The sequence below is a fragment of the Sphingopyxis sp. JAI128 genome (assembly GCF_014207235.1).
Lineage (GTDB): Bacteria > Pseudomonadota > Alphaproteobacteria > Sphingomonadales > Sphingomonadaceae > Sphingopyxis.
In genome coordinates, this window is the sequence record NZ_JACHDA010000006.1 from 251,500 (window position 1) to 265,526 (window position 14,027).

Sequence of the window (14,027 nt, forward strand, 5' to 3'; positions counted from 1 at the left end):
GCTAGGGTTGGTCCAGCCTTGAGGGGGGCGTGATGATTGCCGACGACGATGAATTCGATCCGCCGCTACCGCCGCGGCGCCTGCTGCTCCGTCGCAAGCGGGTCCTGATCCCGCTCGGCCTGCTGCTCGCGATCCTTGTCGCGTTTCTCGCTCTCCGCACCGGCGATACCGACCGCGACGAGATGATCGCCAAATATGGCGGTCGCGATGCCGCCTTTGCCGCGGGGCCCGCGGGCCAGCGCATCCATTACCGCGATCAGGGCAAACGCGACGGCCCTGCGATCGTCCTGCTCCACGGGTCGAACAGCAGCCTCCACACCTGGGAACCGCTGGTAAGGCGGTTGGGCGGAACATACCGGATCGTCACGCTCGACCTGCCGGGGCACGGGCTGACCGGCGGCACGCCCGACAAGGATTATGGCGCGGCGGGGATGATGGCCGCGGTCGATGTCGTTGCGGCAAAAACCGGGCTCGACCATTTCATTCTCGGCGGCAATTCGATGGGCGGCTGGGTCGGCTGGCGCTACGCGCTGGCGCAGCCCGAACGCGTCGATGCCCTGGTGCTGCTCGACGCCGCCGGCATGCCGCTGCGCATGGGCGAAAAAGCACCCCCGTCGAATATCGGATTCCGCATACTCGAATATCGCTTTGGTCGCTGGCTCGCGACACAGATCACGCCGCGCGCGCTGGTCGAGGAATCGCTGCGCGGGTCGGTTGAAAGGCAGACGATCGTCGATGACGCGATGATCGACCGCTACTGGGAATTGCTGCGCTTTCCCGGCAACCGCGAGGCGACGGTACTGCGCGCGCGGATGGACCGCGAACCCGCGATGGCCGCGCGCGTGGGCGAGATCGAGGCGCCGACGCTGATCCTGTTCGGCGACAAGGACCGTCTGATAAACCCGACGGCGGCAAAGAGTTTTAACGAACGTATCGCCGGGTCGGAGGTCGTCCTGCTGCCCGGCATCGGCCATTTGCCGATGGAGGAAGCGCCCGATGCGACGGCGGCGGCGATCGCCGATTTCCTTACGCGGCGGCTTGCGCCGACGCCAGCCGGTCCAGAAACGCGCTGATCCGATCCGCGACCGCGGCGGCGTGGGTGAAGGGGAAAAGATGCGACCCCGGCACCACCTCGATCAGCGCGCCGTCGATCTGTTGGGCCAGCATCCGGGCATAGCAGATGGGCATCACGCCATCCTGCTCGCCCGCCAGCACCAGTACCGGCATGTTCTTGAGCCCCGACAGGAAGCCGATGCTCGTCCAACCCGCCATTGCCGCGGTCTGATAGGCGATGCCGAGCGGCGTGGCGGTCTGGATCTTCAGGCCGCTCGCCAGCATGTCATCGTCGAACATCGCGGCCCAGCCGATGCCCGGCGCGCCCATGATCGGCGTGGTCGCCATCAGGATCAGGCGGCGCACGCGGCCCGGAAACTGGATCGCGATCTGCTGCGCCAGCGCGCCGCCCCAGCTGAAACCCGCGACGTCGATCAGCCTGTGGCCCAGCCGGTCGGCGATTTCCATCACCACCGCCGCGATCGTCGGTGCGCCATAGGGAATGAGCGCGTCGGGCGATCCCCCGACGCCGGGCATGTCGAGCGTCCAAACCTCGCGCCCGTGCATCCGGGCGAGCAGGGGAGCGGCAGTCGCGATATCGGCGCCGATCCCGTTGAGGAACAGCAGCGGCGTGCCGGGCGTCCCCTCACGCCAACGGGCGACCCGCAGCGACAGGCCATAAACATGCTCGGTGCTGATGGCCGGCCGGCCGCTGATCCTGCTCATATGCCGTGCCTTCGCATATCGCGATGACGGGCGAAAGACCGATGCGGCTCAGTCCGCCCGTTTTGCTACGGCCTCGGCCTGTTCATAGCGAAGGCAGTCAAAGATCTTCGCGCCGGCGAGGAACACCGAACCGGTGCAGGCGAGCAGCAGCAATTTGCCTCCGGTCCCGGGGTATTCATGGATATAGGCCGCGCCGCGCGCCATCGCGCCGACCGCCAGCGCATAGATGATGAGGCAGGCCTCGAACCGGGTCTTGATGACGAACAGGCGTCCGATCTTTTTCAACATCACCAGACCTCAAGCAAGCGTCGTGCCACTGGCGCAAAAGCAGGATTCGGCGCGCCGAGTTCATGGTAAATTGTAAGTTAATCCGACAAATTAGGGAAGGGGGTGCGGCCGAAACCCCACCTCAACCCAACTCGTCCAGACCTATGGCTTCGAGCAGGGCGATGCGCGCCGCGCGAACATCCGACGCGAGCGCCGGCGATGCGAGGTCGCCGGGCGCGATCGACTCGGGCCAATGCCGTGCCACCACCGCGGCGATCCGGTCGAGCTTTGCTGCGTCGGCCATGAAGCGCGGATCGACCGTTGCAGGGTCGGCAACGACGCGCAGCCGCAGGCAGGCTGGGCCGCCGCCATTTGCCATCGATTGGCGCACATCGACCGGCAACAACCGGCGAATGGGGCCGTTGCCCGCGATCATGTCTTCGAGCCACTTCCACACCGCGGGCGTATCGCGCGCTTCGGTCGGGAGGACCAATCCCATGCCGTCGCCGCCGGGCAGCGTGACGAGCTGGGCGTTGAAAAGATAGGATTTGATGGCGTCGGGCAGGCTGACCGCGCTGGCGGGCACCTCGACGATCTCGACCGCCTGAAAAGCCGCGCGGATCGCGGCATGCGCGGCCTCGCGGTCCTCGAAGGCGGCTTCGTGGGTGAACAGCACATGTTCGTTCGCGACCGCGACGACGTCGTTATGGAACGCGCCGCCCTGGATCGCGGTGTCCGACTGACGGATGAAAAGCGTCTGCGCGGGATCGAGCCGGTGCAGCCTCGCGATCGCTTTCGATGCGTCGAGATGCTGGCGTGCCGGGAACCGGCCGCCGCCCAATCCATAGACAAAGATCTCGACACCTTGTCCGTCGTGCCCGCTGCACAGCCGCATATGGTTTGCTGCGCCCTCGTCGCCGAACGGGGCGGGGATAGGCGCATGCACGGCAAAGGCAGGGTCCGCGAAAGCGATGCGCAGTTGCGCCAGCGTTCCCGGCCATTCGTGGCTGCGGTGCGGCATGGTAACCAGGTTCGCGACGGTCAGGTGGCATTTGCCGTCGGCGCTGTCGGGGGCGGGGGAGACGGTTGCGGCGTTCGCGGCCCACATCGACGAGGCCGACCAGGCCTGCGCGCGCAAATGATCCTCGGCATCCTCGACCGTCGTGCCGAGCGTTTCGAGCCATTTCGCATCGGGCCGATCGAGCGGCATGAAAAAGCCTTGGGGCAGCCCGAGCGCGATGTTGTGGCGCATCTTTTCGATGCCCTGGAGCGCCGCGGCGCGCGGCTGCGACACGTCGCCGGCGTGCGACGCCGACGCGATATTGCCGCGACTGAGCCCCGCATAATTGTGGCTGGGGCCGATGATTCCGTCGAAATTGATTTCGGTGAGCATGACCTAGCGCCCGATCCAGCTGATCGCGTCGCCCTTGGCGACGCCAAGGATGCGCGCGGCGTCGGCATCGAGCGTCCCGTCAGCGCCGACCTTGCCGAAACAGCAACGGAAATCGGCGAGCCGTCCCGTCGCAACCAGCGCGTCCTCGCCACCCTCGGCCACGCCCGTCACCTCGACATGCTTCGCATCGCGGATGCTCGCGACCTGGTCGGTACGCGCGGTCATCGTTGGGCCGCCGTCGAAGATGTCGACGTAATTTTCAAAGGCGAAGCCCTCATTTTCCAGCATCCGCATCGCGGCGCGGCCGGTCGGGTGGGGGACGCCGATCACGCTGCGCGCATGTTCGCCCAGCATCGCGATATAGACGGGATGCTTGGGCATCAGGTCGGCGATGAACTGGTTGCCGTGGACGGCGTTGAACTGGTCGGCTTCCTGGAAATTCATGCCGAAGAATTTGCCCGCAACCCCGTCCCAGAAGGGCGAGCCGCCCGCCTCGTCGATCACCCCGCGCAATTCGGCGAGGATGCGGTCGCCGAAACGTGCGCGGTGGCGCGCGATGAACAGATAGCGCGAGCGCGCGAGCAGCAGCCCGAGCCCGCCGGCGCGCGCCGCGGGGTGGAGGAACAGCCCGCCGACTTCACTCGCGCCGTTGAGGTCGTTGCTGAGCATCAGCACCTGCGCGTGAAAGGTGCGGCCGAGCTGCTCGCTATGCTTGCTGTCGGTGCCGATGCGATAGGAGTAGAAGGGCCAGCGCTGGCCGACCTGCCCGAAAATCTGGCAGGTGCCGCGTACTTCGCCGCTGTCGATATCCTCGAGCACCATCAGGTACAGCTCGTCGGCGGGATATTCCTTTTCCGACGCAAAGCCGGCTTCGGCGCGTTCGAGCTTGGCGCGCAGCGCCTTCTTGTCGGGGGGCAGGTTGGTGAAGCCGCCACCGGTCAGCTTCGCCATTTCGTAGATGCTCTGCAGGTCGCCCGGCTTGGCCGCCCGGATCACATAATTCACACAGTCCCCCGTTCCGCTATTCTCATCATGGTGAGCGCCGACAACTGCGCGCGTTCGGGCAGGCTGTCGGTGATCAAAAATTCATCGGACGAATGGATGGCGCCGCCGCGCGGGCCCATCGTGTCGACCACCGGGATGCCGCATGCTGCGATATTGTTGCCATCGCACACGCCCCCGGTCGCGTTCCAGCTGATCGGCGGCAGGCCGAGCGCCGCGCCGCAGTCGCGGACAAGCTCGAACAGCCGCGTCGCCGCCGCGTCGAGCGGCTTGGGCGGACGGTTGAAGCCGCCATGGATATGGCAGTGCACGTCATGCTCGCGCGAAACCGCCGCGACCGCGCCGCGCAGCGCTGCTTCGGCCTCGACCATCGCTTCGGGGGTCGTGGGGCGCATGTTCACGCGCAGGATCGCGCTGTCGGGCACAACATTGTTCGGTCCGCCGCCGTCGATCTTCGCGGGATTGACCTTCAACGCCGGCGATTTGAGCGCGGCGAGCCGCAGCGCAAGGTCGGCGGCGGCGAGCAAGGCGTTGCGCCCGTCGTCGGGGTTTCGCCCCGCGTGTGCCGACAGGCCGTGGACGACGACCGAGAAATTGCCGCTCCCCGGTCGCGCCCCCGCCAGCGTGCCGTCGGGCAGCGCGGGTTCATAGGTCAACGCGGCGGTCTTGCCCTTAGCGAGTTCGGCGATCAGCGCGGCGGAGGCGTGGCTGCCCGTTTCCTCGTCGCTGTTGATCATCACGTCATAGCCGACGCGCGAGGCGAGCGGCGAGGTTTCGAGCGCGGTCAGCGCCGCGAGGATCACCGAAATACCGGCCTTCATGTCGGCAGTGCCGGGGCCATTGAGGACGCCGGGTTCGAGCCATTTGAGCGTCTGGAACGGATGGTCGGCGGCAAACACCGTGTCCATATGCCCGGTCAGCAGGAGTTGCACCGGCGCTTCGGGGCGCACGCGAAGGTGGAGATGGTCGCCGCGCTGCGTCGTCCTGATCCGTCCTGCGGCATCGACGCTCTCGACCGGATCGGGGGTCACGAGCCGTATGTCGCCGGGCAGCGCGGCAAAGGCGTCGGCGAGCTGGCCTGCGACGGCCCTGAGCCCTGCAAGATTGCCGGTGCCGCTGTTGACCGCCGCCCATTGCTCGACCTGGCGCAGCATCGGTGCGTCGGCGGCGCGCTCGAGCGCGGACGTTTCGGCGGTGGTGATGGATGTCATGCACCGGCTATAGCCGCGGCGGCTGCCCTTTTTCCACCCCCGACGATGTCGCGGCGGTCGACGTCCTTGTCGAAAGCAATGGAGAGCGCATGGCATGGCCGCCGTCTGGGGCAACGCCTGTCGGCAAATCCCGCGCCGCCGATACGGTAAATCACTGTTCCGGGCGCGGGAATCGGGTAGGGACGCGCAAAAATCGTCCCAAGCCGCAAAATATTAACCGAAAGTTCGCGACACTGTCGTTACGTTTCTCTGACCGATGACGAGTGGGTCGATGACTACAGCATTCGTGCTTGGCATTAATATGTCCGTGGCCGGCATTTTTGCCGTCGCATTTGCCGTGGTTGCCGCAATCAACCCCACGGCCCGCGGCGCATGGTGGCTTGCGCTCGGTTACGGCACGGGCATCATCTATGTCGGTCTTGAATTCATATTGGCGTGGCAGGTCGATCCGACCCCTGTCGGCATCGGTATCTTCCTGACCTTTCTGCTTGCGCTCAGCTTTGCGCTGGTCGGCGTCGCGCTTCATTATCGCGCGCTCCCGCCCTGGCGGGCGATGGCGGCGATATGGGCCCTCACGATCCTCGCGGTGCCGGTTATTTTCAGCCTGACCTATGGTTCGACCCCGCGACTGGCGCTTTACCAGCTTCCCTATGTCGCGATGCAGGCCTTGCTGGGGCTTGTCATCTGGCGATCGGGACGCCGACAGCCGCTCGACCTGCTGCTTATCGCGCTGCAGGCGATTGCCGCGGCGATCTATGTGGCCAAACCCTTTATCGCGGCCGTCATCGGGACGGCAAGCGCGCCGCAGGGCTATATGGCGACGACTTATGCGGCGATCTCGCAAAGCGGAAGCGTCGTCACCTTAATGGCAATCGCACTCGTCCTGTTGCTGGTGATGATGCGCGATTCAACTGCCGAAATGATCGCGCATTCGGAAACCGACACGCTTTCGGGCGTGCTCAACCGGCGCGGTTTCGAACATCATGCCGAACTGGCGCTGCTTCGCGGCGGCGATGCTGCGGTGCTGGTTGCGGCGGATCTCGACCATTTCAAGACGATCAACGACAGCTTCGGTCATGCGGCGGGGGACGGGGTGATCGCCCATTTCGCGGCGATACTGGCCGACGCCGCACCATCGGGCGCGATCGTGGGGCGTATCGGCGGCGAAGAATTTGCCGTGCTCATTCCGGGCGGCCTGTTGCCGGAAGGACGGGCCTACGCCGAAACCGTGCGTGCGGCCTTTGCCGCGGCGCAAATGCCGGCGCTCGGCATCGATCGCGGTGTTACGGCCTCTTTCGGCGTTGCCCAGCGCAGCGTCGACGACAGGCTGTTCGAACTGTCGCGCCGGGCCGACGCGGCCCTTTATCGCGCCAAGTCCGGCGGGCGCAATCGCGTGCGCGTCGCGCTTGGCGAGTTCTCCTCAGTGCCCGCTGTCGGCGCTGCCTGATTTAGCCGCCGTCACACGGCGAGGAGCGGAGTGTCTTCTTCGCGGGGGGCAGCGGCCTCGAAGCCGGGCAGGGGATCGAATGTCTCTTCGGTCAGTTCGATCGACGCGAGCCCGTCGAGCTTGAAATGGCCCAGCCGTGGATTCTCGTCCGACCGCCAATTCTTGTTCAGATTCAGGGCGCTGATAAACAGGTCGCCGTGGCGTTCGAACAGCAGATGCGGCGCCAGCGTCAGTATCTGGCCGTTATAATGGGCTGTTACCATACGCTTGCGCGCGATGGCTTCCATCAGTTTCAATCGTGTGTCGTCCATGGTGTCCAGGATCGTTCTTGGGAGAGAATTTTATGTTGTGCGCCGCAGCATATTGTATACCGGCGCGATTGGAAAGGACCCATTGCCAATTAAAACCAATCGCGGCATAGCGCGGCGGCCCTTTCCTCCCCGGATCCACTGGCGCAGCTGCGCCGACCAGAGGGTGTTTAGATGACCGAATTTCTCGATCGCTCCGGCCTGTCCGTCGATTCGCGACTGGCCGATTTCATCGAGCAGCGCGCGCTGCCCGGCACGGGGCTCGATGCGGCCCAATTCTGGAGCGACTTCGCGGACCTGCTCGGCAAATTCGCACCCGAAAATGCCGCCTTGCTGGCAAAACGCGAGGATCTGCAGGCGCAGATCGACGCCTGGCATCGGACCCGTGATGGTCAGGCGCATGACGCTGCCGCCTATCAGGCGTTCCTGCGCGAAATCGGCTATCTCGTCCCCGAACCCGCGCCGTTCAAGGTCGGCACGGCGAATGTCGATCCCGAGATTGCGACGATGGCGGGGCCGCAGCTGGTCGTGCCCGCGCTGAACGCGCGCTTTGCCCTCAACGCCGCCAATGCGCGCTGGGGCAGCCTCTACGACGCGCTTTATGGCACCGACGCGCTGGATGCGCCGCCGGCGAAGCCCGGTGGCTACGATCCCGAACGCGGTGCGGCGGTGATCGCGCGCGCCAAGGCTTTCCTCGACGAAGCGGTGCCGCTCGCGTCGGGAAGCTGGGCCGATTGGCAGGGCGGGCAATTGACCCTGGCCGATCCGGCGCAATGGGCCGGCAGCAAGCCCGGCGGCATATTGCTGCGCCACAACGGCTTGCACATCGAACTGGTGATCGATTCTTCGAGCGCGATCGGCAAGACCGACCCCGCAGGCATCGCCGACGTCCTGCTCGAAGCCGCGTTGACGACGATCATCGATCTCGAGGACTCGGTTGCCGCCGTCGACGGCGAGGACAAGACGCTCGGCTATACCAACTGGCTCGGCCTCATGCGCGGCGATCTCGTGGAAAGCTTCGACAAGGGCGGGGCGACCGTCACGCGCGCGATGGAAGCCGACCGCGAATGGAGCTCGCCATCGGGCGACGCCTTCACGCTCCACGGCCGCAGCGTGATGTTCGTGCGCAATGTCGGCCATCTGATGACGACGCCGATGATCAGGCTGCCCGATGGTGCCGAAGCGCCCGAGGGGCTCTGCGATGCTGTCATCACCAGCCTGTGCTCGCTCCACGATCTCCAGGGACTCGGCACGCTCACCAACAGCCGCGCGGGCAGCATCTATATCGTGAAGCCCAAACAGCATGGGCCGGAAGAGTGCGGTTTTACGAACCGCCTGTTCGACGCGGTCGAGGATATGCTGGGCCTGTCGCGCCATACGATCAAGGTCGGCGTGATGGACGAGGAACGCCGTACCAGCGCGAACCTTGCCGCCTGCATCCATGCGGTGAAGGACCGCATCGTCTTCATCAACACCGGCTTCCTCGACCGCACCGGCGACGAAATCCACACCTCGATGCGCGCGGGACCGATGATCCCCAAGGGCGAGATGAAGGCGTCGGACTGGATCGCGAGTTACGAGGATCGCAACGTCCGCATCGGGCTCGCCTGCGGGCTTTCCGGCAAGGCGCAGATCGGCAAGGGCATGTGGGCGATGCCCGACCTCATGAAAGCGATGCTCGACGCGAAGATCGGCCATCCGAAATCGGGGGCGAACACCGCGTGGGTGCCGTCGCCCACCGCCGCGACGCTGCATGCGCTGCACTATCATCAGGTCGACGTGTTCGCGCGGCAAAAGGACATCGCGGGCGAGGCGGTGCCGTCGCTCGATCGGCTGCTGGCCATCCCCGTCGCCACCGGGCGCAACTGGAGCGAGGCCGAAATCACGCGCGAGCTCGACAATAATTGCCAGGGCATCCTTGGCTATGTCGTGCGCTGGATCGATCAGGGCGTCGGCTGTTCGAAGGTGCCCGACATCGACGATGTCGGCCTGATGGAAGACCGCGCGACGCTGCGCATCAGCTCGCAGGCGCTCGCCAACTGGCTGCTCCACGGCGTCTGCACCGAAGCGCAGGTCGACGCCGCGCTGGCGCGCATGGCGGTGAAGGTCGATGCGCAGAATGCCGGTGATCCGCTTTACGAAAAGCTGGCGCCGGACGGCATCGCTTACCGCGCCGCGCGCGCGCTGATCTTCGAGGGCGTCACGCAGCCGTCGGGCTATACCGAACCGCTGCTGCACAAATATCGGCAGATGAAGAAGGCGGCCTGAACGGCGGGTTTGGGCCGGTCGCGGACATAAAGTCCTCCCTGCGGCGCAGCCATGGGGAGGATGTTCCACCCATCGTCATCCCGGACTTGATCCGGGACCCATCGCGGCGTCGAAGTCATGGACCCCGGATCAAGTCCGGGGTGACGAAGCTAAATGAGCATCGTCCGCTCCCCATCCCATTCCCGCCGTTCGCTGCCGATCCGGATCGAATGACCGGAATCGACCGGTTGCGGTCCTTAATCCTCCCTGTGGCGAAGCCATGGGGAGGTGGCAGCGCGAAGCGCTGACGGAGGGGCCAATGGCGCGAGGTCGCCGCCCCTCCACCACCGCCTGCGGCGGCGGTCCCCCTCCCCATCGCTTCGCGACGGGGAGGATTTTACCGTCCGCTCCCCTCCCCAAATCAGTCGTCTGGCAGGCGTCCCTCCGCCACATCTTGTCGAACAGGCCGCGATACGAAATAGATAGGGCGCATGTCCGAATCCACACCCACGCAGCACCTGCACGACTTCCTCGGTTCCTCGCACGACGAGAATGCGAAGCGGACGCTGTGGGTCGTCGCGCTGACCGCGGTGACGATGGTCGGCGAGATCGCGGCCGGTTACTGGACCGGTTCGATGGCGCTGCTCGCCGACGGCTTCCACATGGCGACCCACGCGGGCGCGCTCGGGCTCGCGGCGCTCGCCTATCGCTATGCGAAGAAGCATCGCCACGATCCGCGCTACAGCTTCGGCACGGGCAAGGTCGGCGACCTGATGGGCTTTGCCTCGGCGCTGATTCTCGGCATCTTCGCAATCGGGATCGCGATCGAATCCTTCCTGCGCCTGATCGACCCGGTGCGCGTCGATTTCGCGAGCGCGACGCTCGTCGCCATACTCGGGCTTGCGGTCAATATCGTGAGCGCGCTGCTGCTGATGGGAGGACATCGGCATCAGGGGCACGACCATGACCACGCCCATCATCACCACGGCCACGATAACAATCTCCGTTCGGCCTATTTCCACGTGCTCGCCGATGCGCTGACCTCGCTGCTTGCCATCGGCGCGCTGCTCGCCGGCCGCTATCTCGGCTGGCGCTGGATGGACCCCGCGATAGGCATCGTCGGGGCGCTGGTGATCGCGCGCTGGTCGTGGGGCCTGATGCGCGACACCGCCGCAATCCTGCTCGACGCCAATGACGACGAAGCCGCCGCGGCGATCCGTACGCGCGTCGAGGCCGCCGGCGCGACCCTCACCGACCTTCACGTATGGCGCGTCGGCCCCGAAGCGCGCGCGGCCATCGTCGAAATAAAAGGCGACGTGTCGTGCGAGGAATTGCGCGACCGACTGAAGGACATCGTGGCGGTAGCGCATCTGACTATCGCGCAGCGCTGACCACCAGGAAAGAGCCCGATTTCATGCGCGTATCGATGCGGGCGCCCGCCTTTGCGCCCTTCGATCCGCGCTATCCGTCGCAACCGGGTGTCGTGCGGTCGACCTTCTGCGTATGGGAACTCGGCTGAAAGCAGGGCATGGGGCCGCCATTTCGCGTCGCCGCGCGGCGATGCGGCGCGCGCCGGCTTGAGGATCGGTTCGAGGGCGCGGTATAAGCGGCCTTGGTTTACAGGAGTTTCGACGTGCAGATTGCGGTGCTGACCTTTGACGGCTTCAATGAACTCGATTCATTCGTCGCCGCGGCGATCCTCAACCGGTTGCGGGGACAGGGCTGGGGAGCACATATCACCTCACCCACGCCGCAGGTGACATCGATGAACGGCGTGACGATCGAGCGCCAGCAACCGCTCGATTTCGCCGCCAAGGCCGATGCGGTGATCATCGGCAGCGGCGTCAAAACGCGCGAGATCGCGGCCGACCCGCTGATGCTCGGCCGCATCCGGCTCGACCCCGCGCGCCAGCTTATCGGGGCGCAATGCTCGGGCACGCTGCTCCTCGCGAAGCTCGGGCTGATCGGCGACCTGCCGGCCTGCACCGACCTCACGACCAAGCCCTGGGTGATCGAGGCGGGGGTCGAGGTGCTCGATGCGCCCTTCGTCGCGCACGGCAATGTCGCGACGGCCGGCGGCTGCCTGGCGTCGCAATATCTGGCGGCGTGGATCATCGCGCGCCGCGCCGGCATGGCCGAGGCCGAGGCGGCGCTCCATTATGTCGCGCCTGTCGGCGAGAAGGCGGATTATGTCGACCGCGCGATGGCCGCGGTGCGGCCCTTCCTGCCGGTCGAAGCGCTCGCCCGCTCCGCATAACTGGCGATACCATACAATACAGCTTGCCTGTGTCCGCTATAGCGCGGCATTTTGCGGCGTGTGCAGACAGGGGGCAGGGCGATGACGGCACCGTTTAATTTCGGGCAGCTCAGATTTTTGAAGGCGCTGACCGAGGCGTTGTTCCACGGCGCCGACATGGCGATCACGCCCGATCAGGTCGTGACCAATGTCTGCGACCTGTTCGGCAAGGTCGGCGGGACGAAGCTCGACGAGATTCGCCTGTCGCTGACCGCGACCGAGATCGTGCTCGGCGGCCCCTTCTTCACCGAGGATGATGTCGCGGGACGCGCCGACAAACTGCGCGATCGGCTTCAGAACAGCCAGATCGACCTGTTTCAAGACATGGCGCGGCTGCGCGGGATCATCTACGCCTGCTATTATGGTCATTGGCAAGCGGGGCTGAAGCCCGGCGATCAGGACGCTAACGCGGCCAATCCGGTGCATCGCCAGATCGGTTTCACGCTGCCGAAATTCCGCCAGCGCGGCAATTACGACGTGCCGCTGACGCCGGTGCTCGACCGCGAAATCGACCCCGCGCACATCCTCGACGCGGACAGCCTCGACGACGAATATGACGTCGTCGTCATCGGATCGGGCGCGGGCGGCGGCGTCGCGGCCTATAATATCGCCGCGCAGGGCTATAAGGTGCTGATCGTCGAGGCGGGGCCCTTCTACCCCAGCCATGCGATCACCCATCACGAACTCGACATGATCGCCAATCTTTACAAGCATGGCGCGCTGCAAACCTCGACCAACCGCGATTTCGTGGTGTTTCAGGGGCGCTGCGTCGGCGGGTCGTCGACGATCAACAACGGCATATGCCTGCGCGTCAACGAAGCGGGGCGCACCCACCCCGACGCGCAAGACGTGCTCGCCAAATGGGCCAGCATCGGCGCCCCGGTCGACGCCGCCGCCTTTCACGCGAGCTATGACGCGGTGCGCGACCGGCTCGGCATCGCGCCGATCGAACCGCGCAGCGGACGGCACAATGGCCCGCATTTGATCGAGGGGTGGCGCGCCTATGCCGCGGCGTCGAGCGATCCGCGCGAACGCCGTGCCGTCGCCGACTGGTTCGCCAAGAATTTCGGGCCGCCGAATACGGCGAACGCCTGCGCCTATTGCGGCTATTGCAATTCGGGCTGCGCTTATGGCCGGCGCATGGGGATCGCGCAGACCTATCTGCCCGATGCGTGCCGCGATCATGGCGCGCGCATCCTGCCGAATACAAAGGCCGACCGTATCGTCTGGCAGACCGCCTACGACGGCCGGCGCGAGGCCGAGGCAGTGAAGCTGATCCTGCCCGACGGGTCGAAGACGCTCGTCCGCGCGCGCGTCGGCGTCGTCGTCGCGGCGGGGACGATCGCCTCGTCGAAGCTGCTCGACCGAAGCGATATCGACGGCACCGGTTATCAGGTGTCGCTCAACGTCGCCTCACCGGTGGTTGCGCTGATGCCCGATGGCGTCGGCGGCGATGCGTGGGACGAGGACCAGATGTCGAGCTATGTCGATTGCGGCGACTTCCTGCTCGAAAGCCATTTCCAGCCACCGATGTCGATGGCCTCGCTGATGCCGGGCTGGTTCGGCGATCATGCGGCGCGGATGAAGAATTTCGGCCGCGTCCATTCGGCGGGCATCCTGTTCCCCGCCGACCGGCGCGGGCGCGTGAAGGACGGCAAGCTCGAATTCCGGCTCGATGTGCAGGACGACCTGCCGATGCTGCGCCGCGCGATGGCGACGCTTACCAAGGTCCATTTCGCCGCCGGCGCGCTCGAATGCTATCCGGCGCTGGCCAAGGGCCAAAAGATCACGCCGGGCATGGATGTCGACGCCTTTTTCCACGACGCAATCCGCGAACAGGATGATGTCACCCTGTCGAGCAGCCATCCGCACGGCGGCAATGCGATGAACGAGAACCCGCAGTACGGCGTGGTAGACCTCGATTGCCGCGTCCACGAAACGACCAATGTTTTCGTGACCGACGCGAGCGTCTTTCCGAGTTGCATCCGCGTCAACGCGCAATGGACGACGATGGCGATGGCGCAATATGCGACCGGGCGGCACGATCCCTTTCGCTGAACCATAATCGCGCCTATGT

12 protein-coding genes are annotated in these 14,027 nt (G+C 65.7%); 6 read left to right on the forward strand and 6 right to left on the reverse strand.

Annotated elements, in window-relative coordinates; all coding sequences use genetic code 11:
- The first annotated feature begins 32 nt into the window (after nt 1-32).
- Nucleotides 33-1,073, forward strand: a complete 1,041-nt coding sequence (locus tag HDC35_RS15725) for an alpha/beta fold hydrolase (RefSeq protein WP_184648373.1) — start codon at nt 33-35, stop codon at nt 1,071-1,073.
- Here HDC35_RS15725 and HDC35_RS15730 read toward each other — a convergent pair.
- The 5 genes from HDC35_RS15730 to HDC35_RS15750 form a co-directional block, all read right to left on the reverse strand.
- Nucleotides 1,027-1,779, reverse strand: coding sequence for an alpha/beta fold hydrolase (locus HDC35_RS15730; protein ID WP_184648314.1), 753 nt, complete (start codon nt 1,777-1,779; stop codon nt 1,027-1,029). The two genes, HDC35_RS15725 and HDC35_RS15730, sit on opposite strands and share 47 nt — an antisense overlap.
- 48 nt (nt 1,780-1,827) lie before the next feature.
- The gene (locus HDC35_RS15735; RefSeq protein WP_184648315.1) at nt 1,828-2,067 is read right to left on the reverse strand and encodes a hypothetical protein; all 240 of its coding nucleotides are present in this window, start codon (nt 2,065-2,067) and stop codon (nt 1,828-1,830) included.
- 121 nt (nt 2,068-2,188) lie between these two features.
- Nucleotides 2,189-3,439: an N-succinylarginine dihydrolase gene (locus HDC35_RS15740; RefSeq protein ID WP_184648316.1), complete on the reverse strand. Its 1,251-nt coding sequence runs from the start codon at nt 3,437-3,439 to the stop codon at nt 2,189-2,191.
- Nucleotides 3,440-3,442: 3 nt separating this feature from the next.
- The gene (locus tag HDC35_RS15745) at nt 3,443-4,444 is read right to left on the reverse strand and encodes an arginine N-succinyltransferase (protein ID WP_184648317.1); all 1,002 of its coding nucleotides are present in this window, start codon (nt 4,442-4,444) and stop codon (nt 3,443-3,445) included.
- Complete coding sequence (locus HDC35_RS15750) at nt 4,441-5,652, reverse strand: hydrolase (RefSeq protein ID WP_184648318.1); 1,212 nt, start codon at nt 5,650-5,652, stop codon at nt 4,441-4,443. The genes HDC35_RS15745 and HDC35_RS15750 overlap by 4 nt, the downstream gene beginning before the upstream one ends.
- Nucleotides 5,653-5,923: 271 nt before the next feature.
- Between HDC35_RS15750 and HDC35_RS15755 the strand changes: the two genes are divergently transcribed.
- Entirely contained in the window at nt 5,924-7,099 is a 1,176-nt protein-coding gene (locus HDC35_RS15755) for a diguanylate cyclase (RefSeq protein WP_184648319.1), read from the forward strand.
- Between the two features lie 11 nt (nt 7,100-7,110).
- Here the strand turns inward: HDC35_RS15755 and HDC35_RS15760 are convergent, their stop codons facing one another.
- Entirely contained in the window at nt 7,111-7,410 is a 300-nt protein-coding gene (locus HDC35_RS15760) for a WYL domain-containing protein (protein ID WP_184648320.1), read from the reverse strand.
- A gap of 171 nt (nt 7,411-7,581) precedes the next feature.
- On the opposite strand from HDC35_RS15760, the gene HDC35_RS15765 reads away from it, so the two are divergent.
- From HDC35_RS15765 to HDC35_RS15780, 4 genes are all read left to right on the forward strand, one after another.
- Nucleotides 7,582-9,675, forward strand: coding sequence for a malate synthase G (locus HDC35_RS15765; protein WP_184648321.1), 2,094 nt, complete (start codon nt 7,582-7,584; stop codon nt 9,673-9,675).
- 470 nt (nt 9,676-10,145) lie between these two features.
- Nucleotides 10,146-11,045: a CDF family Co(II)/Ni(II) efflux transporter DmeF gene (dmeF, locus tag HDC35_RS15770; protein ID WP_184648322.1), complete on the forward strand. Its 900-nt coding sequence runs from the start codon at nt 10,146-10,148 to the stop codon at nt 11,043-11,045.
- 242 nt (nt 11,046-11,287) lie between these two features.
- A complete protein-coding gene (locus HDC35_RS15775) occupies nt 11,288-11,911 on the forward strand; it encodes a DJ-1/PfpI family protein (protein ID WP_184648323.1) in 624 nt (207 codons plus the stop codon).
- 81 nt (nt 11,912-11,992) lie between these two features.
- Entirely contained in the window at nt 11,993-14,008 is a 2,016-nt protein-coding gene (locus HDC35_RS15780; protein ID WP_184648324.1) for a GMC family oxidoreductase N-terminal domain-containing protein, read from the forward strand.
- Nucleotides 14,009-14,027 lie beyond the last annotated feature (19 nt).

Coding starts and splice junctions, on each gene's coding strand:
- HDC35_RS15725 (WP_184648373.1), top strand. CDS start 33: ATGATTGCCGACGACGATGAATTCGATCCGCCGCTACCGCCGCGGCGC.
- HDC35_RS15730 (WP_184648314.1), bottom strand. CDS start 1,779: ATGAGCAGGATCAGCGGCCGGCCGGCCATCAGCACCGAGCATGTTTAT.
- HDC35_RS15735 (WP_184648315.1), bottom strand. CDS start 2,067: ATGTTGAAAAAGATCGGACGCCTGTTCGTCATCAAGACCCGGTTCGAG.
- HDC35_RS15740 (WP_184648316.1), bottom strand. CDS start 3,439: ATGCTCACCGAAATCAATTTCGACGGAATCATCGGCCCCAGCCACAAT.
- HDC35_RS15750 (WP_184648318.1), bottom strand. CDS start 5,652: ATGACATCCATCACCACCGCCGAAACGTCCGCGCTCGAGCGCGCCGCC.
- HDC35_RS15755 (WP_184648319.1), top strand. CDS start 5,924: ATGACTACAGCATTCGTGCTTGGCATTAATATGTCCGTGGCCGGCATT.
- HDC35_RS15760 (WP_184648320.1), bottom strand. CDS start 7,410: ATGGACGACACACGATTGAAACTGATGGAAGCCATCGCGCGCAAGCGT.
- HDC35_RS15765 (WP_184648321.1), top strand. CDS start 7,582: ATGACCGAATTTCTCGATCGCTCCGGCCTGTCCGTCGATTCGCGACTG.
- dmeF (WP_184648322.1), top strand. CDS start 10,146: ATGTCCGAATCCACACCCACGCAGCACCTGCACGACTTCCTCGGTTCC.
- HDC35_RS15780 (WP_184648324.1), top strand. CDS start 11,993: ATGACGGCACCGTTTAATTTCGGGCAGCTCAGATTTTTGAAGGCGCTG.